Source organism: Cryobacterium sp. Hb1, assembly GCF_004403585.1.
GTDB lineage: Bacteria > Actinomycetota > Actinomycetes > Actinomycetales > Microbacteriaceae > Cryobacterium > Cryobacterium lyxosi.
The window spans coordinates 42,290-66,139 of sequence record NZ_SOHI01000030.1 but is presented as its reverse complement, the minus strand read 5'-3'; the positions used below and the strand labels follow the sequence as shown (position 1 = coordinate 66,139).

Below are 23,850 nucleotides of genomic sequence, written 5' to 3'. Positions count from 1 at the left end.
CGGATGAACGTCACACCCTCGATTCCCGCCACAAACGGCGTCAGCGCCGCGCTCAATGCGTGGTTCGTCGCGAACGCCCGCGACCTGCCATGGCGGCGCGACGGCTTCGGAGCCTGGGGCATTCTGGTGAGTGAGTTCATGTTGCAGCAGACTCCGGTGAATCGAGTCATTCCGCGGCTCGAGGAGTGGCTGGCGCGCTGGCCCACGCCGGCTGCGCTGGCCGCGGTGCCGCCGAGCGAGGCGGTGCGCGCCTGGTCCAGCCTCGGCTACCCGAGGCGCGCGCTCTGGTTGCATGCCGCAGCGGTGCAGATCACCGAACTGCACGGGGGTATTGTGCCCTCCGACATTGACGAACTACTGGCCCTGACCGGCATCGGAGATTACACCGCGCGAGCGGTGGCCGCTTTTGCGTATGGCCATCGGCATCCGGTGGTCGACACGAACACACGACGGGTGATCGCCCGTGCAATCGCCGGAGCGGGCGAGCCTTCGCCGCCCAATCGTGGCCGTGACCTTGATGCGATGGGCCTGTTACTGCCGCAGAGCGTGCAGGAAGCGGCGCTGTTCAACGCCGCAATCATGGAGCTCGGTGCGGTGGTCTGCACCAGCCGCAGCCCCCACTGTGAGGTATGCCCAATTCGGAATGCATGTGCCTGGCGAGCCGCCGACTACCCCGAGTACACCGGTGCCCGCAAAACGGTGCAGAAGAAGTTCGTGGGCAGCGACCGGCAGGTGCGCGGCTTGATCATGGCCGAGCTGCGCTCCACTCACCGTTCAGTGACGGATGCCGAGATCAACACACTGTGGCCGGACCCGGCCCAGCTGCAGCGGGCGCTGGCCAGTCTCGTGGCCGACGGTCTGGCCATACCGGTGCGCGATGGCTACACCCTGCCGGAGTAGTCATCCCGGCTTCGCCGCGTACGATTGTACGGTGACCGTAACCACTTCTTTTGCTGCCGATGCCCAGTATTCAGCGCTTCTTCGCGATACCCTCCAGAACGGCGCTCGAAAAGCCGACCGCACCGGAACCGGAACCCGCAGCGTGTTCGGCCGCCAGTTGCGCTTCGATCTGGCCGACGGTTTTCCGCTCGTGACCACCAAACGAGTGCACTTCGCGTCGATTGCCTACGAACTTCTCTGGTTTCTGCGCGGCGACTCCAACGTCAGCTGGCTGCAGGAAAAGGGCGTGCGCATCTGGAACGAATGGGCCGACGAAAACGGCGAACTCGGCCCGGTCTACGGGGTGCAGTGGCGCTCTTGGCCCGCCCCCGATGGAGAGACCATCGACCAGATCAGCGACGTGCTCAACACCCTGCGCACCGATCCGGACTCACGGCGCATGATCGTCTCGAGTTGGAATGTAGCCGACCTCTCGAAAATGGCGCTCGCTCCCTGCCACGCCCTGTTCCAGTTCTACGTCGCCGACGGCAAGCTTTCCTGCCAGCTGTACCAGCGCAGCGCCGATCTTTTTCTCGGGGTACCGTTCAATATCGCCAGCTACGCCCTGCTCACCCAGCTCGTTGCCGAACAGGCCGGCCTCGAGCTCGGCGAGTTCGTCTGGACCGGTGGGGACTGCCACATCTACGACAATCACGTCGAGCAGGTCAACGAACAGCTTTCCCGCACGCCGTTTCCCTCCCCCCGGCTGCGCATCAAGCCGGGTCGCGCCAGCTTGTTCGACTATGAGTTCGACGACCTCGTCCTCGAGAATTACCAGCATCATCCCGCTATCAAGGGCGCGGTCGCGGTATGAAACTGGGCCTGATCTGGGCGCAGACGGTGGGTGGCGTCATTGGGGCTGACGGAGTTCTGCCCTGGCACCTGCCGGAAGACCTCGCCCATTTTCGCACCGTAACCCGGGGAGGCGCCGTCATCATGGGTCGACGCACCTGGGATTCGCTTCCGGAGCGTTTTCGTCCCCTGCCGGGTCGGCAGAACGTCGTGATCACCCGGCAGCAGGGCTGGGCCGCGGCGGGAGCATCCATTGCGCACAGTTTTGACGACGCCCTCGCCCACACCGAGGGGCCGGTCTGGGTGATCGGTGGCGCCGAAATCTTTCGGCTGGCCCTGCCCCAGGCCGACACCCTCGAGGTGACTGAGATCGACGCCTCGATCGCCGGTGACACTCTCGCGCCTAGCCTCGACGCCGCCTGGACCCGCGTCCAGACAGATCCCGCAAACGGATGGCTCAGCTCCAGTATGGCGCTCCCCTACCGTTTCACCCGCTACGAGCGGTCCCCCGGCATCCGCTAGCCGGCCGCAGTGTGCAGCGGCGCCTCAGTCGGACGGGGCCCGGGCCCGGAACGCGGGCCCAGTTTATAACCTGGGCCCGGGGACGGGGCCCGGGCCCCGTCCGGAGTGAGGTGGTGGGGTGAAGGGCGCTAGTGCTTTGCGGTGCTCTCGGCGCCGGACTCGTCGTCGTCGTCTTCTTCGAGGTCGTATTCGCGCGGCTTCTTGTACGGGTCGGCTTCGCCGGCGTATGTAGCCGTGCCCTTTTCGTCTTCGGTCGCGGTATCACGGTCATGCGCTTCGCGCAACAGGTCGTCGATCAAGGCCGCGTTTTCGGGAATGCCATCGGCGATGAATTCAATAGACGGCGTGAGCCTGGCGGTGATGTTCTTGCCCACCTCGCTGCGCATGAGGCCGGTTGCGGCCTTCAGGGCGGCTGCGCTGTCCGTGCGCTCCTCGATCGAACCATACACGGTGTAGAACACCGAGGCGTGCTGGAGATCCCCGGTGACTTTCACGTCGGTGATAGTCACGAACCCGAGCCTCGGGTCGCGCAGGCCGCGTTCCAGCCGCTTGGCGATGATGACCTTAATGCGGTCCGCCATCTTTCTGGCGCGTTCCGGATCTGCCATGATTCACTCCTTATTAGCGGGCGCCGATGCGCCCGGTCGTCCTTAACTTTTTTCTCCGCCGCAGGATGACGGACATCCGCCTATCAATTGCGGGTTCAAATGAAATTTCCCACTAAATGGGAATCGGGGTACGGGTCCCGCTCTTTCCTTTGAGTAGGAAATTGCGAAGACTCGACCCCAAAAGGGGTCGAACTCGGAAAACCAAGTCCGACCCCCAAAACCAACGCTAGACGCGCGGCTTCTCCTTCATTTCGATGGTCTCGATCTCATCGCCAATTCGGATGTCGTTGAACTTGCCCAGTCCGATACCACACTCGAAGTCCGTGCGGACCTCGGTGACATCGTCCTTGAAGCGACGCAGCGACTCGATGCCCAGGTTGTCCCCCACCACGATGCCCTCGCGAATAACGCGAGCCTTGGCATTTCGGGTGATGGTACCGGAGCGCACGATGACACCGGCGACGTTTCCGAACTTCGACGAGCTGAAGACCTCGCGAATTTCGGCGATACCGCTCTGGATCTCTTCGTACTCGGGCTTGAGCATTCCCTTGAGGGAATTCTCGATGTCCTCGAGGGCGGAGTAGATGACGGAGTAGAACCGTACGTCGACGCCTTCGCGAGCGGCCCGCTCGCGGGCCTTCGTGTCGGGGCGAACATTGAACCCGATGATAATGGCGTTGTCGACGGTGGCGAGGTTGACGTCGCTCTCCGTGACCGCACCGACACCACGGTGGATGATGCGCAGCTGAACCGAATCGTCGACCTCGATCTTGAGCAGCGACTCTTCCAGGGCCTCAACGGCACCGGAAACGTCACCCTTGATGATGAGGTTGAGCGACTCGACCTTGCCCTCTTCGAGGGCACGGGTGAAGTCTTCGAGGCTGATGCGCTTGCGGGCCTTGGCCAGCAGGGCGTTGCGCTCGGCGGCTTCACGCTTCTCGGCGATCTGACGTGCGGTGCGGTCTTCCTCGATGACAAGGAAGGTGTCGCCGGCGCGCGGGACGCTCGAGAGACCCTGCACCTGGACCGCACGGGACGGCGTGGCGGCGAGAACGGCGACACCGTTTTCGTCGGCCATCGCACGAACGCGACCGTAAGCCGTTCCGGCGACGATGGAGTCTCCCACGTGCAGCGTTCCGGACTGGATGAGCACGGTTGCCACCGCGCCGCGGCCCTTGTCGAGGCGGGCCTCGATGGCGACACCACGGGCGTCCTTGTTCGGATTGGAGCGCATGTCGAGCCCGGCATCGGCGACCAGGAGCACAGCATCAAGAATTTCCTGGATGCCGGTCTTGTTCTTGGCCGACACGTCGACGAACATGACGTCTCCGCCGTACTCTTCCGCGACGAGGCCGAATTCGGTGAGCTGCTGACGCACCTTCTGCGGGTTCGCGCCGGGCTTGTCGATCTTGTTCACAGCAACCACGATCGGAACGTTGGCGGCCTGGGCGTGGTTGAGCGCCTCAATGGTCTGGGGCATGATGCCATCATCGGCAGCGACCACGAGAATGGCGATGTCGGTGACCTGCGCGCCACGGGCACGCATGGCGGTGAACGCCTCGTGGCCCGGTGTGTCAATGAAGGTCAGCGCACGGTCGATACCCTCGTGCTCGGTGATGATCTGGTACGCACCAATGTGCTGCGTGATGCCACCGGCTTCACCCTCAGCGACCTTGGCGTTACGGATCGCGTCCAGAAGCGCGGTCTTACCGTGGTCGACGTGACCCATGACGGTGACGACGGGAGGACGAATCTCGAGGTCTTCGTCGGTTTCATCTTCGAGTTCCTGGTCGATGTCGATATCGAACGCGAGCAGCAGCTCACGGTCTTCGTCATCGGGAGAGACCATCTGAATCTTGTAGCCGAGCTCGCTGCCGAGCACATCGAACGTCGCCTCGTCGAGGGACTCTGTTGCCGTGGCCATTTCACCGAGGTGGAACAGTACGGTGACGAGGTTTCCAGGACTCGCGTCAATCTTGTCGGCGAAGTCCGTGATGGATGCTCCGCGACGAAGACGAACAACGGTTCCACCGTCGCCACGGGGTACGGATACTCCACCCAGCGACGGGGCCTCGCGCAGCTCGAACTCTGCTCTCTTCGTGCGCTTGGACTTGCGCGCCTTGTTCTTGCCGCCACCGCGGCCGAAGGCACCAGCAGTGCCACCGCCGGGGCCGCGACCGCGACCGGCTCCACCACCACCACCGGCAGGGCGGGGCGGGCCGAAGCCGGGGGCTCCGGCAGGAGCACCGGGACGGGTGAATCCGGGGCGTGCTGCGCCGGCTCCGCCCGGGGCGCCACCAGGACGCTGGAAAGCGCCTGGCCGCTGGCCGAAGCCGGTCGGGCGAGCGGCCTGACCGGGTCCGCCGGGGCGCGGAGCGCCGGGACGAGGTGCCGGCGGGCGCGGAATGTTGCTTGGGGTTGGTGTCGCGGGACGCTGGCCCATGCCCTGCGCACTCGCGAACGGGTTGTTACCCGGACGCGGCGGCTGGGTTGGACGCTGGCCCATGCCCTGGTTGCTGGCGAACGGGTTGTTACCCGGACGTGCTGCTCCGGGACGAGGCATGCCGGGCTTGACCGGCGTAGCCGATCCTTCCGTAGTTTTCGCTTTGGGGGTCTCGGTACCGGGCTTGTCGGCGGCGTCAGCCGCGGCAGCCTGGTCAGCAGCGGCAACTTTCTGGGCAGCTGCAGCCTTCTCAGCAGCCTGCGCCTGGCGCTCGGCCACGGTCAGCGGCGCGACCGGAAGCGGCGCGGCATCCGCTGCCGGGACAGACTCTACGACTACCGGGGCTACCGGTTCAGCGACGGGCTTCGGGCCGGGACGAGCACCCGGCTTGGCGCCGTGGCTCGGGCGAGCAGGCGTTGCCGTAGTGGCAGCGCCAACGACGGCGCCAGTGGCCTGCACGGGTGTTGCAGCCTTAGCAGCGGTGCTTTCCGACTCGAGAGCGGCGCGAAGGCGACGCGCTACCGGCGGTTCAACACTGGAAGACGGTCCCTTGACGAACTCGCCCATTTCTTTCAATTTAGCAAGGGCGACCTTGCTGTCGACTCCGAGCTCGGTAGCGATCTCGTGTACGCGTGGTTTCGCAGCCACAATTCTCCTGTTCCGGGCCTGCACCCGGAAAGGGGCAGACCGTTAGTAACGGACGGGTCTCATTTCGAGCCGCTCATTAGTTATCCATAAGCCAATTCAGCCTGTTCTCTAGTTGTTTCGCGTCCAGTGACCTGGTCACACGAAAGGCACGCCCGAAAGCGTGTCGCCTTACGGCATCCTGAAAGCACGAGTGGCGGGCATGCAGCCACGCACCTCTACCGGGGATTGTGGCGGTTTCATCCACCACAATTTCTGATTTCCCAGCAACGATCCGCAAAAGTGAGGATCGAGGGGCGCGCGAACGGCAGCCAATACACGTTCTAACGGGTTCCATCGTACCCCCTATTCGGCATCCTCCAGAATGCTGTCCGGCTGGATGTCGATTTTCGCACCGGTCAGCTTGGCCGCGAGGCGGGCATTCTGGCCTTCCTTGCCGATCGCAAGGGACAGCTGGTAGTCGGGCACGAGGGCACGCACAGCCTTGATCGACTCGTCGATCACGTAGGCGCTGGTCACCTTGGCCGGCGACAGGGCGCTCGCGACGAAGGTCGCGAGGTCGGGCGAGAAGTCAACGATGTCGATCTTCTCGTTGTTGAGCTCAACGGTCACGGCGCGTACGCGCTGGCCGAGCTCTCCGATGCAGGCACCCTTGGCGTTGACGCCAGGCTCCGTGGCGCGCACGGCGATCTTGGTGCGGTGTCCGGCTTCACGAGCGAGCGAGACGATCTCGACGACTCCGCTCGCGATCTCGGGCACCTCGAGAGCGAACAGCTTGCGCACGAGCGAGGGATGGGTGCGCGACACGGTGATCTGCGGGCCTTTGAGTCCGCGACCGACGGCCGTGACGAACACGCGAATGCGCGCGCCGTGCACGTAGCTCTCGGTAGGAACCTGCTCCTCGGGGGGCATGATCGCTTCGATCGTGCCGAGATCGACGTGGATCATTCGGGGGTTCGGTCCCTGCTGAATGATTCCGGCGATGATGTCACCCTCGCGACCCTTGAATTCACCGAGCACGGCGTCGTCGGCCAGGTCGCGCAGACGCTGGTTGATGACCTGCTTGGCGGCGAAGGCTGCGATACGCCCGAAATCGGTCGGGTTGTCGACGGCTTCGCCGACGACGTTGCCCTCGTCATCGTGCTCGGGAACGTAGATGTCGACGTGCCCGGTCTTGCGGTCGAGAACGACGCGCGCTTCGGGCACTTCCTGACCGGAGTGATTGGCGTCAGCCATCTTCGAAGCTTCAAGCTTCGTCACATCTTGCTGGATGTGCTTGCCATAGGCAATCAGAATCGCCTGTTCAATGATGTGTACGAGTTCCTCAAAGGGAATCTCTTTTTCGCGCTCCAGTAGCCGCAAAACACTGAGGTCGATGTCCATGGCCGGCCTCCTCTATTCAGATCTTGCCGCCGCGAAACCGCGCAGCGGGCTGAAGACAACGGTACCCGAATCTGCGGCGTCCCGTCACCCACTCCCCCCGCGCCCGGCCGGTTGGGCGGGGTCGCTACAAAGCGGATGCTGCCGGCTCAGCCAGCCGGCAGCATCCGCTCGCGATGCGGTCGATCAGGCGACGTGCTGGGCGAAGTGCGTCGCGACGTCGGCGACGTCGACCTGTTCGCGGTCGCCGGTACGGCGGTTCCACAGTTCGACGATGCCATCGGCTGCGCCGCGGCCGACGATGACGATCCACGGCACGCCGATGAGTTCGGCGTCACCGAACTTGACGCCGGGTGAGACCTTGCGGCGGTCGTCGTAGAGCACGTCGCGGCCGGTGGCCTCGATCGCGGCGACGACGGCCTCCGCGGTGTCGAAGACGATCTCGTCCCGGCCGGTGGCGATCACGTGTACGTCGAACGGAGTGACCGATTCGGGCCAGATCAGGCCCTTTGCGTCGTTGTTGAGTTCGGCGATGACCGCGAGAATGCGAGTGACGCCGATGCCGTATGAACCCATCGTGACCGTGACCAGCTTGCCGTTCTCGTCGAGAACCTTGAGGCCGAGTACTTCGGCGTACTTGCGGCCGAGCTGGAACACGTGCCCGATTTCCATACCGCGAATGAGTTCGACTCGGCCGGAGCCGTCGGGCGCCGGGTCGCCGGCGCGCACATCGGACGCCTCGACCACGTCGTCGATGGCGAAGTCGCGGCCGGCGACAAGGCCGAACACGTGGCGGCCCGCTTCGTTGGCGCCGGTGATCCACTCGGTGCCGGCGACCACGCGCGGGTCGACCAGAAAACGAATACCGGTGGCTGACGCCGTGCCGAGCACGGCCCCCTGCGCACCCCACGGGCCGATGTATCCCTTGACCAGGCCGGAATTCTTAGCGAAGTCGCCCTCGTTGGCGGCCTCAACCTCGGCCGGCGCGAACGCCACCTCGACGCGCTTGAGGTCGACCTCGCGGTCGCCAGGAACGCCGATCGCGATCAGTTCTCGCGTGCCGTCCAGGCTGGTCAGCGCGAGCACGACGTTCTTGAGCGTGTCGGCTGCCGTCCACTCCCGGCCATCAGGGCGGGGATGTTCGGCGTTGGCCTTGTCGACCAGCGTCTGGATAGTCGGGGTGTTCGGGGTGTCGAAGACCTGCGCGGCGGGCAGCGCGGTGAAATCCTTGTCGGCCGGCACGAGGGTACGGAACGCCTCGATGTTGGCCGCGTAACCGCCGGCACTGCGCACGAAGGTGTCTTCGCCGACAAGGGTGGGGTGCAGAAACTCTTCGCTTTTGGAGCCACCCATCGCGCCGGCATCCGCTTGCACGATCTCGTAATCGAGGCCGAAACGGGTGAAGATGCGCTCATAGGCATCGCGCTGCAGCTGATAACTGACGTCGAGGCCGGCGTCGGTGTAGTCGAACGAGTACGCGTCTTTCATGGTGAACTCGCGGCCGCGCAGCAGTCCGCCCCGCGAGCGGGCCTCATCGCGGTACTTATCCTGAATCTGGTAAATCGCCAGCGGCAGGTCTTTATAGCTGCCGTACAGGTCTTTCACCAGCAGCGCGAAGACCTCTTCGTGGGTCGGCGCGAGGAGCATGTCGGAGCCCTTGCGGTCTTTCAGGCGAAAAATCCCCTCGCCGTATTCGTCCCAGCGGCCGGTCACCTCGTACGGCTCGCGCGGCAGCAGTGCCGGAAAGTGCACCTCGTGCGCGCCAGCGGCGGTCATCTCCTCGCGGATGATGCGCTCCACTTTGGCCTTCACCCGCAGTCCGAGCGGCAGCCAGGCAAAAATACCCGGGGCCTGTCGACGGATGTAGCCGGCCCGCACGAGCAGGCGGTGGCTGGTCACCTCGGCGTCGGAGGGGTCTTCGCGGAGAGTACGGAGAAAATAGTTGGAGAGACGTGTAGGCACCCGTCTACCTTACGCGGGCGCCGCCATCCACTCCGTCCTTTCGCTGCGTACGTTCGCTTTCCTCTGCTGAACGGCGTCTTCGTGACGTTACTGACGAATCCGCTCGCCTAAAGATTGGACCTGCTACTTCGCGCCGACGGACACCGTGGGGCTCCCGAGCTCGGCGGCAGGCATCTCTGCGGCGAGACGGTTGGCCTCTTCGATCAGCGTGGCCACGATCTCGGATTCGGGTACGGTCTTGATGACCTCGCCGCGCACAAAGATCTGACCCTTGCCGTTGCCGCTTGCGACGCCGAGGTCGGCTTCACGGGCCTCCCCCGGCCCGTTGACGACACAACCCATGACTGCGACACGCAGCGGCACGGTCATGCCTTCGAGTCCGTCGGTGACGTCGTTGGCGAGCTTGTAGACATCTACCTGCGCCCGGCCGCAGCTCGGGCAGGAGACGATCTCGAGCTTGCGTTCGCGCAGGTTGAGCGACTGCAGAATCTGCAGGCCCACCTTGATCTCCTCGACCGGAGGCGCGCTCAGGGACACACGGATGGTGTCCCCGATCCCCTCGCCGAGCAAGATTCCGAATGCTGTTGCGCTCTTAATCGTGCCTTGGAAGCTCGGGCCAGCCTCGGTGACGCCGAGGTGCAAGGGCCAGTCGCCACGTTCCGCGAGCAAACGGTAGGCCTTGACCATGATCACCGGGTCGTTGTGCTTGACCGAGATTTTGAAGTCGTGAAAGTCGTGTTCCTCGAATAGGCTCGCCTCCCAGACGGCGCTCTCGACGAGCGCCTCAGGGGTAGCCTTACCGTATTTTTGCATGAGGCTCGGCTCGAGCGATCCGGCGTTGACTCCGATGCGCAGGCTCACGCCCGCCGCCTTCGCGGCAGCAGCGATCTTGCCGACTTGGTCATCGAACTTGCGGATGTTGCCGGGGTTGACCCGCACGGCAGCGCAGCCAGCGTCGATTGCGGCGAAGACATAGTTCGGCTGAAAGTGGATATCCGCGATCACCGGAATCTGGCTCTTCTTCGCGATGATCGGCAGCGCCTCGGCGTCGTCGCGCGTCGGTACCGCCACGCGCACGATGTCGCAGCCGGTCGCTGTGAGTTCGGCGATCTGCTGGAGCGTTGCATTGATGTTCGTCGTCGGAGTCGTCGTCATCGATTGCACGCTCACTTGAGCATTGCCACCGACCAGGACCTTTCCGACCTTGATCTGACGGGATTTACGTCTGGGAGCGAGTACCTCAGGTACTTTGGGCATCCCCAAGTTGATTGCAGCCACAGGACGAGCTTAGTTGTCGCAGTCTGCGCCAAGCTGAATGCTGCCCGCTCATCCTCGCCCTGCTGCCGCGCACGTCACTGGACAGAGAACACGTCTCCGCCGACACCGGGGCTGGGAGCGGCCGGTACTCGTGACTCGTCGTGTTCACACGTCGTACACAGCGCGCACTGCCGCCGTGCGGGTTGGCTGATTTCAGCAATCCGGGGTTTTGAGATGGCACAGTCCGAAGTTCTCTGAAGATATCTGGGGCGCACCCCAATATGCTGGGAAGGTGGTATGTAGCATCTCATAGACAAAGGAGTCCCGATGACCGAAACCGACGTCGTAATCCTGGCCGGATCACGCACCCCGCAGGGTCGCGTGAACGGACAACTTTCATCCCTCACCGCCGTTGACCTCGGCGCCGCCGCCATTGAAGGGGCCCTCGCCCGGGCCGGAGTAGCTCCGGAGCAGGTCGACTTCGTGCTCATGGGGCAGGTACTACAAGCCGGCTGCGGGCAGAACCCGGCGCGGCAGTCCAGCGTGGCTGCGGGCATCCCCTGGAACGTGCCGGCCATGACGCTCAACAAGGTGTGCCTGTCCGGCCTGGCCGCCGTAATCGACGCCGCCCGGCTGGTGCGGCTCGGCGAAGCGGATGTCGTCGTGGCCGGTGGCCAGGAATCCATGTCGCGCGCTCCCCACCTGCTGCCCGGCGCACGCCAAGGTTGGGCCTACGGAACCGTATCGGCCCTCGATCACGCCGCCCACGACGGACTCACCGACGCGTTCGACGGACTCTCGATGGGACTCTCGACCGAGCGCGCCAACGTTGAACTCGGCCAGACACGGCTCGAGCAGGACCAAATTGCGGCCGCCTCGCACCAGCGGGCCGCCGCGGCCGCAGCCCATGACGTCTTTCACGACGAGATCACGCCAATCAGCGTGCCGCAGCGTAAGGGCGAGCCGCTCCTGATCAGCACCGACGAGGGTGTGCGTGCCGAGAGCACGACCGAGACGCTCGGCCGATTGCGCCCGGCATTCGACCCGGCGGGAAGCATCACCGCCGGCAACGCGGCGCCACTGAGCGACGGCGCGAGCGCGATCGTCGTGACCAGCCGCGCCTGGGCCGAGAAGCACGGTCTGCCCTGGCTGGCCGTGATTGAGGCCAATGGCCAGGTCGCTGGCCCCGACAACTCCCTGCACTCCCAGCCGGCCAACGCGATCACGCATGCACTCGCCCGCCAGGGCTGGACCGTGGCGGACCTCGACGTGATCGAGATCAACGAGGCCTTCGCCTCGGTCGTGGCGCAGTCGTCGAAGGTGCTCGGGGTGAGCGCCGACGAGGTCAACATTCACGGCGGTGGCATCGCGATCGGTCACCCCATCGGGTCGAGCGGCGGGCGCATTGCCCTGCATGCCGCGCTCGAACTGGCGCGTCGCGGCACCGGCAAGGCCGCCGTGGCCCTGTGCGGCGGCGGCGGCCAGGGCGAAGCGCTACTTCTGTCGCGGTAGCTTTTCTCGCGGTGGCTTTTTTCAGGGTCGCAGCGGCGGGGCGCGGCCGTGCCGCGAGCGCGCCCAGACTTTCGTCCCGCCGCGCGGTCAACAGGTTCAGTTCAAGGTGGAGTCATACCTGCTGGTGTGAATCGGGGAGCGCCGTTCGCTATCCGAAGAAGTTGATCGGCTTGACGATGTCGGCGTAGATGAGCAACAGGCTCATCCCGCCGAGCAGAACAACGACCGCCAGCGTAAGCGGCATGAGCTTGGCCATGTCGACCGGCCCCGGATCTGGCCGCTTGAACAGTTTCGCGAAGAATCGACGGATCCCTTCCCACAGCGCCCCGGCAACGTGGCCGCCGTCGAGCGGCAGCAGCGGCACGAGGTTGAAGACGAACAGGGCGATATTCAGCGATCCGAGCAAGCCGAGCATGCTCGCGACCTTGGTCGCGACCGGGATCGTGTCCAAGCTCGCGAGTTCGCCGGCCACCCGGCCGACACCGACCACGCTGATCGGTCCGTTCAGGTCGCGCTCCCCCGGGCCGAACGCAGCATTGGCGACGGCCACGAGGCGGTCGGGCAGGTTGAGGATCACGTGCGCGACTCCGGCGATGTTGTCGCCGACTGCGGGTAGTACGGCGGTCGCGGGCTGCGGTACGAGTTCGCTGGCCGCTCCGATTCCGACGAAGCCGACCTCCTCGGTAATCGCAGCGCCGGAAGCATCCGTTTTGACCTTGTTATCGGCGGTATAGACGTAGCGTTCGGTGAGTTTGGGGGTGAGCGAGAGATCGACGTCGGCACCGGCCCGTTCCACGACGACGGCGAGGGTGCGACCGGGTGCCGAGCGGATGATCTCGGTCGACTGCTCCCAGCTCGCGATGGCGGTGCCGCCGATACTGACCAGTCGGTCTCCGGGCAGTAGACCAGCAGCGGCACCGGGTGATGCTTCATCAGTGGCCGCGCAGGTCTGTCGGTCGTTTGATGCGGGCAGCACACACTCGCTCACGCTGCCAACGCTGGTGCTGATCTGCGCGCTGCCGAATCCCATGAGCAAAATTGCGAACATCACGATCGCGATGAGCAGGTTCATGGTCGGCCCGCCGAGCATGATGATCACGCGTTTGTAGACCGGCAGTTGGTAGAACGCGCGGTGATCTTCACCCTCGCCGATGGTCTCCGCGCTGGCCTGGCGGGCGTCGTCGACCAGGGTGGACAAGGCACTGGTTTTCTTCTCCGGTGCGCCCTCCTGCACCATCTGGTCGAAGAAGCCGGTGGTGGTGCTGCGGGGGGCTCCGCCCTTCTTGGAAGGCGGGAACATTCCGATCATGGCGATATAGCCACCCAGAGGCAGCGCTTTGACGCCGTATTCCGTCTCGCCCTTGGTGCGCGACCAAATCGTGGGTCCGAAGCCGATCATGTATTGGGTGACCTTGACGCCGAAGAGCTTCGCGGGCACGAGGTGGCCAATCTCATGCAGGCCGATGGACACGGCGAGTCCGACGACGACGATCGCGACGCCCAGTATGAATAGCAGTACGGTTTCCACTGTCGTAGAGTAACTGCATCAAGCTGCAAAGCGGCTGGCTGTGAACGTCGTCCACCCGTTACAGGGGTGCATGTGCTTTGCTAGAGCGCGGATGCATCAGGAGGTCCCGTGTCTTACGAACCTGTTCCCACGCAGAAGCTGCCCGTTCCCGCCATACTCGGCCCGGTCGGCAGCCTGTTGGCCGACCGTTTTTCAATCGAGAGCCTGGTCGGCGCAGGCGGGATGGCATCCGTTTATCGAGCGACCGATACCGCGCTCGGCCGAACCGTAGCCGTCAAATTGTTTCGAGTCGATGGAGGTGCCTCCGAGCCCGAACGCCAGAGCGGCGAAATCGCCTTACTGGCAAGCCTGAACCATTTTGCTCTGGTCACCCTGTTCGACGCCGGTACTGCAGTCGTCGACGGCGCCTCGCGCACCTTCATCGTGATGGAATTCGTCGACGGCCCCGACCTGCGCACCCGCATCGAGAGCGGCCCGCTGCCGAGCCTCGATGTGGCCATAATGGGCGCCGACCTGGCCGAAGCGCTGCACTACGTGCACGAGCAGGGCATCATTCACCGTGACGTCAAACCGGCCAACGTCTTGCTGGCGCCGTCGGGTTTTCCCGGGCGTGGCATGCACGCCAAGCTCGCCGATTTCGGTATTGCCCGGCTCCTCGACGAGACCCGCCTGACGGCGACCGGGTCGTTGCTCGGCACCGCCAGCTACCTCAGTCCCGAGCAGGCGCTCGGTGGAGTTATCGCTGCGCCAACGGATGTCTATTCGCTCGGCCTGGTGCTGCTGGAATGCCTCACTGGAGTGCGCGCCTACCCCGGGACCGCCGTGGAATCGGCGATAGCGCGGCTGCAGCGTCAGCCGGAGATTCCCAGCCAGCTCGGCCACCGGTGGACCGACGTTCTCCGCGCCATGACCGCCCGCGATTTCGCCGACCGGCCCACTGCCGCCGACGCCGCGGGGTTGCTGCGTGCGCTCGCCACCGGCGGCAGCAATGCCGATGCGCCCACCGCGCTGTTGCCCGCGGCGGCGCCCACTGCCACCCTGTTGCTGCCGGCCGCTGCGCCCGGCCCTACTTTGTTACTTCCCGCCGCTGAGCCCGACCCCACGTTGCTGCTGCCGGCTAACGCTGACGCTCAGACCGAGATTCTGAAAACGGACGCTCCCGCCAGCATCCCCGCGTCCAGCGTCCCCGCCGCCAGCATCCCCGCGTCCAGCGTGCCCGCGTCCAGTCTCTCCGCGTCCAGCGCCTCCGCCAGGCCTCGCCGCCCCGTGCGCCGCCAGGTACTTCTCATGGTCGCGAGTGGGCTCACCTTGATCGCCGTCGCCGTTGCCGCCCTGCTCCTGCTCAACCCGGCCGAAGCGCCAGTCGCGGTACCACCGAGCTATCCGGCCGTGGACGGCACGCTGGGCACCCACCTTCAAATTCTTCAGGAAAGCGTGAATCCGTGAATCGACGCTATCGACTGACCCTGTCCGTCGCCGCCCTGCTCCTGCTGCCGCTGACCGGTTGCACGGCCACCCCTGTCGACCTGCCGGCTGCCACCGCCGAGCAGCTGCAAGGCGAGATTCTGGCGATCAGTGAGGCCTCCGCCGCCGGAGACTTCGCCAACGCCCAGTCGTTGCTCACCGCCATGCAAGAAAATCTGCGCACGGCGGCCGCTTCCGATCAGGTCGGCTCTGAACGATCGGCATCGATACAATCCGCGATCAATCTGGTACGAGACGATTTGACCGCTGAGATCGATGCCGCCGTCGTGGCCGCGGAGGCCGCAGCTCGGGCCGCTGCGGAGGCCGCAGCCGCGGCCGCACAACAGAACGACGAAGAGGCCAAGAACCGCGCCGAACAGGATAGGAAAGACGCAGAAAACGCTCGGGAAGACGCCAAAGACGCCGCGGAAGAGGCCAAAAAAGCTCGGGAGGACTGCCTCGACGATAGGGACAAGGTCGAGGCCGGCGAGTGCAACTAGCGCATTAGTCCGTCAGCGCTTCGCTATCAGCTTGTCGGCGGCGTCACGCGCCCACCGTTCGGCCTCAGCCAGCGACTCCCGGGTAAGCTCTGGTGCCTGTTCGTGGGATTCGACCACGCGCAGCACCGTGTCGACGATATCCAGGAATTCGATGCGCCCAGCGTGAAAGGCAGCAACGGCCTGCTCGTTGGCCGCGTTGAAGACCGCGGGATAGGTGCCACCCATGCGGCCGACCTTTTTGGCCAGTTCGACCGCTGGAAAAGCCGCGTTGTCGAGGGGTTCAAAAGTCCAGCTGTGCGGCACGGTCCAGTCGATCGGAGTGCCAACCGCGGCCACTCGGTTCGGCCAGTCCAGCCCAAGCGAGATCGGCAACCGCATGTCCGGGGGGCTTGCCTGCGCGATCGTCGACCCATCGACGAATTCGACCATCGAATGCACCACTGATTGCGGGTGGACGACAGCGTCGATCCGGTCATACTCCACGTCGAACAACAGGTGCGCCTCGATGATCTCCAGGCCCTTGTTCACGAGGGTGGCCGAGTTGGTGGTTACCACGAGGCCCATGTTCCAGGTCGGGTGGGCGAGCGCCTGCGCGGGAGTGACCCGGGCAAGCTGCTCCCGGGTAAAACCTCGAAACGGTCCACCGGATGCCGTCAGCACGAGTCGACGCACCTCCGGCGGGGTTCCGGCAAGCAATGCTTGTGCAATGGCGGAGTGTTCGGAATCGACCGGCACGATCTGCCCGGGTGCCGCGAGCGACTTCACCAGATCACCGCCGACAATGAGCGACTCCTTATTGGCCAGGGCCAGGATGCGACCAGCCTTCAATGCGGCGAGCGTCGGTCCGAGACCGACCGAACCGGTGATGCCGTTCAGCACGACGTCGGCGTCGATGTCTCGCACAAGCTGCTCGGCAGCATCCGCTCCCAAGGCGGTGTGCTCGACTTGGAAGTCGAGGGCTTGCACCGCGAGCAGATCGCGGTTACTGCCGGCCGCGAGGCCAACCACCTCGAATCGGTCAGGGTGGGAACGGATGACGTCGAGGGCCTGGGTTCCGATCGAGCCCGTGGACCCGAGGATAATTACTCTCTGCACCCCTCCATGCTAGGTGCACGCCGTCGGAGAGGTAGTGTCAACGGGTGACTGGTGCCAAAGCAGAACCCGATAACACTGATGCAACCGACACGAGCGACAGCACTCCCGCAGCGGTCATGCCAGACCCGACTGCCGACCAGCCCGACGAACCCGAACGCGTGAAACGTCCGGGTTTCGTCTATTTTCTCGGCTACGGCATCATGGCCCCCGTCGCCCGCGTCGTGTTTCGCCCACGAATCGTGGGCCGCGAGAACATCCCTGCCACCGGACGCGTCATTCTGGCCAGTAATCATCTCTCCTTCATCGACAGCATCGTCATACCCTTGGTCGCTACCCGACGGGTGCAATTTCTAGCCAAATCGACCTACTTCACCGGAATCGGTTTTCGGGGCTGGGTCTCCCGAACCTTCTTCACCGCGATCGGGGCCATTGGCGTGGAACGCGGCGCCGGTCAGGCAGCGCAGGTTGCTCTCGATGAGGGCCGCGCGGTACTCGACGCCGAGGGCGCGTTCGCGATCTACCCGGAGGGCACGCGTTCACTCGACGGCCGCCTCTATAAAGGACGCACCGGCGTTGCCTGGCTGGCCCTCACCACAGGCGCTGTCGTGGTTCCGGTTGGATTGATCGGCACGCAGGAGATTCAGCCGGTGGGAACCACCCTGCCGCGCATCCGCAAGGTCACGGTGGCTTTCGGCAAGCCGCTCGACCTCAGCCATCACGGCCAGGCCACATCGGGGAAGGCCCGCCGCCAGGCAACGGATGAGGTCATGGCGGCCATTCACGGTCTGTCCGGCCAGGAATTGGCTCATGCCTACAACGAATCGCCACCGGTCGGCACACTGAATCGCCTCGCTCGCCGCGTCTTTCCGCGCGAACGCCTGTAGCCGTAAACCTCAGACGGTCGGCCACAAGCGCCGACAGTCATAGGGTGGACTAATGACTGCAACGTATTCGGTGCCCCAGCAACGCAAACTCGTCACGGCTCTTCCCGGGCCCAAGTCGGTCGAACTTCAGGCCAGGCGGGAGAAGTCGGTCGCCCGCGGCGCCGGTACCCTCGCCAATATCTACATGGATCACGGCGCAGGAGCGATCCTGGTCGACGTCGACGGCAACCAGATCATCGACCTCGGCAGTGGTATCGGGGTGACCACCATCGGTCACGCGCATCCGGATGTCGCGGCGGCGGCATCCGCCCAGGCAGCGAAGCTGACCCACACCCTATTCACGGTAACTCCCTACGAAAACTATGTGGCGGTAGCCGAGAAGCTCGCCGAGATCACCCCCGGCGACTTTGAAAAGCACTCGATTCTGGTCAACACCGGCGCTGAGGCCGTTGAGAACGCGGTCAAGATTGCCCGCAAGTTCACCGGCCGCCGTGCGATCGTGGCCCTCGATCACGCTTTCCACGGACGCACCAACCTGACCATGACAATGACCTACCGCCCCTGGCCGGAACGTGCCGGCATGGGTCCGTTCCCCGGTGAGATTTACAGTGTGCCCACCAGCTACCCGTTCCGCGACGGGCTCAGCGGGCTCGAAGCGGCCGAGAAGACCATCGACTACATCACGACTCACATCGGAGCGACCGAGATCGCGGCGTTCTTCGTCGAGCCGATCCAGGGCGACGGCGGCATCATCATTCCTGCGCCCGGCTATTTCAAGCGCATTCGCGAATTCTGCACCGAGAACGGTATCGTCTTCGTCGCCGACGAGATTCAGGCCGGCATCGCCCGCACCGGCGTCTGGTATTCGATCGAGCACCACGACGTCGTGCCCGACCTCGTCACCACGGCCAAGGGAATCGCCGGCGGCTTTCCCCTCGCCGCCGTCACCGGCCGCGCCGACATCATGGATTCCGTGCAGCCTGGTGGTATCGGCGGCACCTTCGGCGGCAACCCGGTCTCAACCGCAGCCGCCCTCGCGGTGTTCAACCTCATCGAGCGGGACAACCTGCTGGGCGAGGCGAAGCGAGTCGAGGCCGCACTCTGGGCGCGTATCGGTGACTGGGCGCAGAAGTTCTCCATCGTCGGCGAGGTTCGCGGCAAGGGCGCCATGTTCGGTGTCGAGCTCGTGCACCCCGGCACCAGAAAGCCCTACCCCGAAGCACTCACCGCGGTGATCAAGCACGCGACGACGAACGGGGTCATCGCGCTGGATGCCGGCAGCTGGGATTCCGTGCTGCGCATCATGCCGAGTGTTGTGATCTCCGACGAACTGATCGACGACGCTGCAACCGTGCTCGAAGAAGCACTTACGGCTCTGGTAGCCGGCTACCCCGCGTAGTGCCCTCCGTCGTCGCTCCCCGTCACCGAGCCGTGAGTTCAAGGCCCGTCCAGGGCCGAATTGGCCTCAGGCTCGCAGTTCGACGGGTCAAAGTCACGGTGTGAGTGGCTCAAGGGGTGGGCTCGTCACGAGACGCGTTGAACAGCCGTGTTCGCCGGGCGAGATCACGCGGCCCGTGGGCGTCGTTTCGACTCCTGATTCCCCTTCGCTGCCGCCCTGGCCCGGGTAGTCCTGTCGGGTGGAGGTTCGCGCCTACCCCGCGTATTCGGCCGTAGTGACCCAGTCCGTGATGTCCACGGACTGGGTGGGCGGTAGTTCGAGTGCCGATGGGCTGATGACAGTCGGCACATCGGGCGAGCGCGTCATTGTTCAGCCACTGGCGCAGCGGATGCTGCCGGTTCCGGCGATTGCGTGGGCGCTAGTGTCGTTGCCGGCGAAGGTGCAAGCGAGGATGCGGGCGAAGGCTCTCCGGCAGCGGGCACGTCGACCAGCGGCCGTACCTGGGCAAACGGGAGCGGCGCGGGCGTGGCATCCGCCTGGGAGGCCTGGCCGAGATAATCGTAGGTGTAGTCGATGTCGGCCGAGGCGACCAGCCGCAGCGGGTACACATTCCAGCCGCTGCCGCCCGGTACCAGCAGGCTCGGCACGACCATGTCCTGCTCACCGGCCGCATCAAACTGGAGCAGGTGATCGGTAATGGCCGGGTCAATGACCACGTTGAGCGCGCGGCCGTCCTGGTCGAACAACTGCACATCGGTGAGCGGCTGGCCATTAGCGTCATAGGCGAACACGTTGGTCACCTCCTGGCCGTTCTGCACGAGTCCCGGCGAGCTGCTCGGGGTGGAATCCACATACGCGCTGGCCTCTGCGTTCACTGTCTGATGCGCCGTGAGCACCAGCACCAGGGGTAAGACAAGGAGCGCGCACACGCTGACCACGGTGCGAAAGCCAGGAAGCCAACGCCAGGGCAGCCAGCGGCCGCGACCCCACTGCACGCTCAAAACCACGAAGGACCCGAGAACCAGCCAACGCACCGGGTCGGTCGGCACGGTACTGATCGCACCTCCCAAGAATATTTCCGCGACCGCATAGACGACCCAGCCGCGCAGCACCCACCACAGCGGTCGCAACACGAGCAGAAAGTCGAGTACGGCCGCACCGGCCGCAGTCGAGCGGATGCGCCGGGCCGCGCCCGCACACACGACACCGGCCCGGGCGCGCAGCCGGTGCAGCACCGACATCCGAAGCGTCGGTGTAGCTCCCCGCACGGGAAGCCCGGCCGCGCCGCGCAACTCGTCGGCGTAGGCGACCGGATCGCCGAGCTCGAGGTCTGGCGCAGCGACACCGGCATCGGCATCACCGAAGTCAGCCGCCTGCTCGGTTAGGTCGGCCTCAAGGCCGTCCGTGAGGTCGTCGACATCGTCGGCCGGCAGATCGCTCAGAGCGGCCCGCACGGCCAGTGCGAAGTCACGAATGGGCTTGGTGGTGGTGGTGGTGGTGTCGCTCATGAGTTGTCGCCGATCGTGAGTAGGGGAACTGAGGGCTGGGGCTGTTCGAGCAGCCGGGTGAGGGTATCGGCGAAGTGAGTCCAGTTCTCACGTTGTTCGGCGAGCATGGCCCGGCCGTTCGCGTTCATGCCGTAGTACTTACGGTGCGGCCCCCCGTCGGAGGGCACGACGTAGCTGGACAGCGCCCCCGCGCTGTACAGCCGCCGGAGGGTGCCGTAGACCGACGCGTCGCCGACCTCATCGAGCCCGGCGGCGCGCAACCGACGCACGATGTCGTAGCCGTAGCCGTCGTCATCGACGATCACGGCCAAAACGGCCATATCGAGCACCCCCTTGAGCAACTGGGTGGTATCCATCGGTATCCCTTCGATTAGCACGCGTCTTCAACGCACCCCACGCTACTACGCAAACCACAGTACTGCGTCATCCACAATGAGAGCCGACCTCGCCGCGCCGTGAGATTCGGCTCGTTCCAGCGCCGAAAAGCGCTCAAATTCACGGCTCGACGACACCTAGCACGCTCCAACCGTCGTGACCGGCTCCGGACCGGCCGGACTACACTTGCGCGTGGAAGCAGATTCCGTGCAGTGAACGAGCGGGGGCTCAATGAATTTCAGTAATGCCGGTGGCGATATTTCCCGCAGTGGCCAGCCCACACGCGCAATGGAGACATCGAGGCGCCGCCAGGCTACGGTGATCGCCCGTGCAGCGATAGTTATGCTGTCGGCACTCGTGCTTTCTGGATGCGCCTCATCCGCGCCAGCTACCCCGGAAGCGAGCGTGTCACCAACGCAAGCCCACACAACGCCAGCGCCCCCACACAAGGTTGACAGAGAGGGGACGGCCACGAGCGTTTCGACCATTACGATGAGCGGTTCGCAGTTGATGAGCGAAACGGCTATCGAGCAGCCGCGCTCCAGCGTTGACTTTGCGGAGGGAACTGACGCTGCCGTGGTCTTCCTCAGCGACGCATTGGCGACTATGCCAGAGCTATCGACGGGCGAGATCGAGGCGTGCAGCAACGTGACGGCCCGCTATTCCTGGGGCGGCACCGCGCTCGTGCTCGATGCCTGGGAACCAGCTGGTTTTGTTGTCACTTTCAACGAGCCCAGCGTGAATGGTGTCGCCCTGAAAAGCAGCGGCAACTTCGCGGTCGGCGACAATGCCCAAGCTTTCTTCGATGCGCTTCCCCGCGAGCAGGCTGTCGACGAGTACAACGACGGCTCTGGGCCCTTCGTCTATGACAAGGTAGCGGACGCGTCCCCGTGGGGCGAAAGCAACGCCTACGGAGGCGTCGCCCGCCTTGTGACCGGCGGAGAAGTCGTCAGCATCGTGGCGCCCGACACGACACGCGCCTTCTACTGCTGAACCTGCTCGCCGAGTCGTGAGTTTCGGCTCGTTTCAGCACGGGAAAGCACTCGAGCTCACAGCTCGGCAGCGCATCAGCGCTCAGGCGGTGGTCACCGGCTCATGACCGACCGGAAAATTCACCGAGGCCGCGATAAAGCATTCCCGGGCAGCCTCGGCGTGCAACGACTGCGCGAACTCGACCTGCTCGGGGTCGGTGATCGTCACCCGTGGCCGCAGCGTGACCGTCGTGAAGTGGCCACCGCCCCCGTACAGCTGTTCCATCGCGCCGACCGGGGCATCCGTGTAGGCCGTCACGATCACCCCGTTTCGGGCGGCCACGTGCAGGTACGACAAAAGATGGCACTGGCTGAGCGCCGCGAGCAGAAGCTCCTCCGGGTTCCAGCGATCATTGTCGCCGTGAAAGGTCGGATCGGACGAACCGCTGATTGCGGCCTTGTCAGGGGATGCCCGGCCGGCCGGCGAAATCAGATGAGCGCGTCCGTATGCCTTGTAGTGACTCGTTCCGGTGCCGCGATTGCCGGTCCACTCGACCAGCACCGCATATTCGTGCACTCCGTTCATGCTTCTCCCTTGGCTCTATACGATTCTTGCAGCCGGTTCAGGTTCACGGCGGTCACGGTCGGTAAAGTGGTCTCATCATGACTGACACCCTTATCGACCCTGCTACCGTTTCCGCACCGACATACTCGGTTACGCAAGAACGAAAGATCGTGACCGCCATTCCCGGTCCGATCTCAGCGGCGTTGCATGAGCGGCGCCGAGCGGTCGTCTCCGACGGCGTCAGCTCCATGCTCCCCGTCTACATCAAGAAGGCCAACGGAGCGATCGTCGTCGACGTTGACGGAAACCAGTTCATCGACCTCGGTGCCGGAATCGGCGTGACCACGATCGGCCACACCGAGACCAGCGTTGTCGCGGCGGCCGTCGAACAGTCCCAGGACTTCATCCACACCCTGTTCACCATCACGCCGTACGAAGAATACGTGCGTGTCGCCGAGCTGCTCGCCGAACACACCCCAGGCGATTTTCCCAAGAAGAGTGTGCTCATCAACTCCGGCGCCGAAGCCGTCGAGAACGGCGTGAAGATCGCCCGCAAATACACCGGCCGTCGCGCCGTCGCGGTGCTCGACCACGCCTACCACGGTCGCACCGTGCTGACCATGGCAATGAACTACAAGGCCATGCCATACGCCACCGGCTTCGGCCCGCTGGCCAGCGACGTCTACCACGCACCGAGTTCCTACCCCTATCACGATGGTCTGACCGGTGCCGAGGCGGCCGTCCGCACCATCACGTACCTCGACAAGGTGATCGGGGCATCCGACCTGGCCTGCCTCGTCGTCGAACCCATCCAGGGCGAGGGAGGTTTTATGGTGCCAGCGGATGGCTACCTGCCAGCCCTGCAGAAATGGTGCACCGCCAACGGTGTCGTCATGATCGCCGATGAGATTCAAAGCGGCATGGCCCGCTCGGGCAAGTACTTCGCGAGTGAGCACTTCGGTTGGATCCCCGACCTCGTCCTCACCGCCAAGGGCATTGCCGGCGGCTTCCCGCTTGCCGCTGTCACCGGCCGCGTCGAGATCATGGATGCCTCGCAGCCCGGCGGCCTCGGCGGTACCTTCGGCGGCAACCCGGTCGCCTGCGCCGCCGCCATTGCCGTATTCGACGCGATCGAGGCCAACAACCTGCTCGGCGAGGCAATGCGCATCGAAAAGTCCCTCACCGCAGGGCTGACCGTGCTGAAGAACAAGTACGACATCATCGGCGAGATTCGGGGCCACGGCGCCATGATGGCAATCGAGCTCGTGCAGCCAGGCACCGGCGACACCACGAAAATGCCGAACGCCGCCGCGGTGAGCGCCATCTCCACCTACGCCGGCCAGCACGGGGTTCTACTGCTGACGGCCGGCACCTACGGCAACGTGCTGCGCTTCCTGCCGAGCCTGGCACTGTCCGATGCGCTCATCGTCGACGCCCTCTCGGTGATCGACGACGCCATCGCTGCACACGCTGCAGCACTCACCGAGTCGTCACACTAACG

Annotated in this window: 21 protein-coding genes; 10 read left to right on the top strand and 11 right to left on the bottom strand. The window is 64.7% G+C overall.

Annotated elements, in window-relative coordinates:
• The first annotated feature begins 3 nt into the window (after window positions 1-3).
• From E3T38_RS13245 to E3T38_RS13235, 3 genes are read left to right on the top strand one after another with little or no spacing between them, the layout of a single operon-like run.
• Window positions 4-900: an A/G-specific adenine glycosylase gene (locus tag E3T38_RS13245; RefSeq protein WP_134548619.1), complete on the top strand. Its 897-nt coding sequence runs from the start codon at window positions 4-6 to the stop codon at window positions 898-900.
• 31 nt (window positions 901-931) lie between these two features.
• A complete protein-coding gene (locus E3T38_RS13240; protein WP_241984479.1) occupies window positions 932-1,753 on the top strand; it encodes a thymidylate synthase in 822 nt (273 codons plus the stop codon).
• On the top strand, window positions 1,750-2,253 hold the full coding sequence (locus E3T38_RS13235) for a dihydrofolate reductase (protein WP_134548617.1): 504 nt from the start codon (window positions 1,750-1,752) through the stop codon (window positions 2,251-2,253). The genes E3T38_RS13240 and E3T38_RS13235 overlap by 4 nt, the downstream gene beginning before the upstream one ends.
• A 128-nt stretch (window positions 2,254-2,381) precedes the next feature.
• Here E3T38_RS13235 and rbfA read toward each other — a convergent pair whose 3' ends face one another.
• The 6 genes from rbfA to ispG form a co-directional block, all read right to left on the bottom strand.
• Window positions 2,382-2,861, bottom strand: a complete 480-nt coding sequence (gene rbfA / locus E3T38_RS13230; RefSeq protein WP_134548616.1) for a 30S ribosome-binding factor RbfA — start codon at window positions 2,859-2,861, stop codon at window positions 2,382-2,384.
• 226 nt (window positions 2,862-3,087) lie between these two features.
• A complete protein-coding gene (gene infB, locus E3T38_RS13225; protein ID WP_134548615.1) occupies window positions 3,088-5,952 on the bottom strand; it encodes a translation initiation factor IF-2 in 2,865 nt (954 codons plus the stop codon).
• A gap of 76 nt (window positions 5,953-6,028) precedes the next feature.
• Entirely contained in the window at window positions 6,029-6,286 is a 258-nt protein-coding gene (locus tag E3T38_RS13220; protein ID WP_104127324.1) for a YlxR family protein, read from the bottom strand.
• An 8-nt stretch (window positions 6,287-6,294) separates the two neighbouring features.
• On the bottom strand, window positions 6,295-7,332 hold the full coding sequence (gene nusA / locus E3T38_RS13215) for a transcription termination factor NusA (protein ID WP_134548614.1): 1,038 nt from the start codon (window positions 7,330-7,332) through the stop codon (window positions 6,295-6,297).
• A 183-nt stretch (window positions 7,333-7,515) separates the two neighbouring features.
• Window positions 7,516-9,291: a proline--tRNA ligase gene (locus E3T38_RS13210; RefSeq protein WP_134548613.1), complete on the bottom strand. Its 1,776-nt coding sequence runs from the start codon at window positions 9,289-9,291 to the stop codon at window positions 7,516-7,518.
• Between the two features lie 123 nt (window positions 9,292-9,414).
• The gene (gene ispG, locus E3T38_RS13205; protein ID WP_174775246.1) at window positions 9,415-10,569 is read right to left on the bottom strand and encodes a flavodoxin-dependent (E)-4-hydroxy-3-methylbut-2-enyl-diphosphate synthase; all 1,155 of its coding nucleotides are present in this window, start codon (window positions 10,567-10,569) and stop codon (window positions 9,415-9,417) included.
• A 306-nt stretch (window positions 10,570-10,875) separates the two neighbouring features.
• Here ispG and E3T38_RS13200 point away from each other — a divergent pair, with 306 nt between their 5' ends.
• A complete protein-coding gene (locus E3T38_RS13200) occupies window positions 10,876-12,060 on the top strand; it encodes an acetyl-CoA C-acetyltransferase (protein ID WP_134548612.1) in 1,185 nt (394 codons plus the stop codon).
• Between the two features lie 148 nt (window positions 12,061-12,208).
• Here the strand turns inward: E3T38_RS13200 and E3T38_RS13195 are convergent, their stop codons facing one another.
• Window positions 12,209-13,588 (bottom strand): RIP metalloprotease, encoded by a 1,380-nt coding sequence (locus E3T38_RS13195; protein WP_134548611.1) that lies wholly within the window; start codon window positions 13,586-13,588, stop codon window positions 12,209-12,211.
• Between the two features lie 108 nt (window positions 13,589-13,696).
• Here E3T38_RS13195 and E3T38_RS13190 point away from each other — a divergent pair, with 108 nt between their 5' ends.
• Both E3T38_RS13190 and E3T38_RS16960 read left to right on the top strand, forming a co-directional pair.
• Complete coding sequence (locus E3T38_RS13190; RefSeq protein ID WP_241984478.1) at window positions 13,697-15,034, top strand: serine/threonine-protein kinase; 1,338 nt, start codon at window positions 13,697-13,699, stop codon at window positions 15,032-15,034.
• Window positions 15,031-15,552 (top strand): hypothetical protein, encoded by a 522-nt coding sequence (locus tag E3T38_RS16960; RefSeq protein WP_134548610.1) that lies wholly within the window; start codon window positions 15,031-15,033, stop codon window positions 15,550-15,552. Before E3T38_RS13190 ends, E3T38_RS16960 begins: the two co-directional genes overlap by 4 nt.
• A gap of 12 nt (window positions 15,553-15,564) precedes the next feature.
• Here the strand turns inward: E3T38_RS16960 and dxr are convergent, their stop codons facing one another.
• Entirely contained in the window at window positions 15,565-16,647 is a 1,083-nt protein-coding gene (gene dxr, locus E3T38_RS13180) for a 1-deoxy-D-xylulose-5-phosphate reductoisomerase (protein WP_134548609.1), read from the bottom strand.
• A 116-nt stretch (window positions 16,648-16,763) separates the two neighbouring features.
• Here dxr and E3T38_RS13175 point away from each other — a divergent pair, with 116 nt between their 5' ends.
• Together E3T38_RS13175 and E3T38_RS13170 are read left to right on the top strand one after the other, a co-directional pair.
• Complete coding sequence (locus tag E3T38_RS13175) at window positions 16,764-17,531, top strand: 1-acyl-sn-glycerol-3-phosphate acyltransferase (RefSeq protein WP_134548726.1); 768 nt, start codon at window positions 16,764-16,766, stop codon at window positions 17,529-17,531.
• 52 nt (window positions 17,532-17,583) lie between these two features.
• Entirely contained in the window at window positions 17,584-18,930 is a 1,347-nt protein-coding gene (locus E3T38_RS13170; RefSeq protein ID WP_134548608.1) for an aminotransferase class III-fold pyridoxal phosphate-dependent enzyme, read from the top strand.
• A gap of 362 nt (window positions 18,931-19,292) precedes the next feature.
• Here E3T38_RS13170 and E3T38_RS13165 read toward each other — a convergent pair whose 3' ends face one another.
• Together E3T38_RS13165 and E3T38_RS13160 are read right to left on the bottom strand one after the other, a co-directional pair.
• Window positions 19,293-20,438 (bottom strand): hypothetical protein, encoded by a 1,146-nt coding sequence (locus tag E3T38_RS13165; protein WP_134548607.1) that lies wholly within the window; start codon window positions 20,436-20,438, stop codon window positions 19,293-19,295.
• A complete protein-coding gene (locus tag E3T38_RS13160; protein WP_134548606.1) occupies window positions 20,435-20,794 on the bottom strand; it encodes a PadR family transcriptional regulator in 360 nt (119 codons plus the stop codon). The genes E3T38_RS13165 and E3T38_RS13160 overlap by 4 nt, the downstream gene beginning before the upstream one ends.
• 511 nt (window positions 20,795-21,305) lie before the next feature.
• Here E3T38_RS13160 and E3T38_RS13155 point away from each other — a divergent pair.
• Window positions 21,306-21,806 (top strand): hypothetical protein, encoded by a 501-nt coding sequence (locus E3T38_RS13155; RefSeq protein WP_134548605.1) that lies wholly within the window; start codon window positions 21,306-21,308, stop codon window positions 21,804-21,806.
• A gap of 81 nt (window positions 21,807-21,887) precedes the next feature.
• Here the strand turns inward: E3T38_RS13155 and E3T38_RS13150 are convergent, their stop codons facing one another.
• On the bottom strand, window positions 21,888-22,370 hold the full coding sequence (locus E3T38_RS13150) for an OsmC family protein (protein WP_134548604.1): 483 nt from the start codon (window positions 22,368-22,370) through the stop codon (window positions 21,888-21,890).
• 77 nt (window positions 22,371-22,447) lie between these two features.
• On the opposite strand from E3T38_RS13150, the gene gabT reads away from it, so the two are divergent.
• A complete protein-coding gene (gene gabT / locus E3T38_RS13145; protein ID WP_134548603.1) occupies window positions 22,448-23,848 on the top strand; it encodes a 4-aminobutyrate--2-oxoglutarate transaminase in 1,401 nt (466 codons plus the stop codon).
• The last annotated feature ends 2 nt before the right edge of the window (window positions 23,849-23,850 follow it).

Excerpts from the sequence above, each read along its gene's own strand:
- E3T38_RS13165 (WP_134548607.1), bottom strand. The coding sequence starts at position 20,438 with ATGAGCGACACCACCACCACCACCACCAAGCCCATTCGTGACTTCGCA.
- E3T38_RS13170 (WP_134548608.1), top strand. The coding sequence starts at position 17,584 with ATGACTGCAACGTATTCGGTGCCCCAGCAACGCAAACTCGTCACGGCT.
- gabT (WP_134548603.1), top strand. The coding sequence starts at position 22,448 with ATGACTGACACCCTTATCGACCCTGCTACCGTTTCCGCACCGACATAC.
- E3T38_RS13155 (WP_134548605.1), top strand. The coding sequence starts at position 21,306 with ATGAGCGGTTCGCAGTTGATGAGCGAAACGGCTATCGAGCAGCCGCGC.
- nusA (WP_134548614.1), bottom strand. The coding sequence starts at position 7,332 with ATGGACATCGACCTCAGTGTTTTGCGGCTACTGGAGCGCGAAAAAGAG.
- E3T38_RS13220 (WP_104127324.1), bottom strand. The coding sequence starts at position 6,286 with ATGGAACCCGTTAGAACGTGTATTGGCTGCCGTTCGCGCGCCCCTCGA.
- E3T38_RS13200 (WP_134548612.1), top strand. The coding sequence starts at position 10,876 with ATGACCGAAACCGACGTCGTAATCCTGGCCGGATCACGCACCCCGCAG.
- E3T38_RS13160 (WP_134548606.1), bottom strand. The coding sequence starts at position 20,794 with ATGGATACCACCCAGTTGCTCAAGGGGGTGCTCGATATGGCCGTTTTG.
- rbfA (WP_134548616.1), bottom strand. The coding sequence starts at position 2,861 with ATGGCAGATCCGGAACGCGCCAGAAAGATGGCGGACCGCATTAAGGTC.
- E3T38_RS13150 (WP_134548604.1), bottom strand. The coding sequence starts at position 22,370 with ATGAACGGAGTGCACGAATATGCGGTGCTGGTCGAGTGGACCGGCAAT.
- E3T38_RS13245 (WP_134548619.1), top strand. The coding sequence starts at position 4 with ATGAACGTCACACCCTCGATTCCCGCCACAAACGGCGTCAGCGCCGCG.
- E3T38_RS13235 (WP_134548617.1), top strand. The coding sequence starts at position 1,750 with ATGAAACTGGGCCTGATCTGGGCGCAGACGGTGGGTGGCGTCATTGGG.
- E3T38_RS13175 (WP_134548726.1), top strand. The coding sequence starts at position 16,764 with ATGCCAGACCCGACTGCCGACCAGCCCGACGAACCCGAACGCGTGAAA.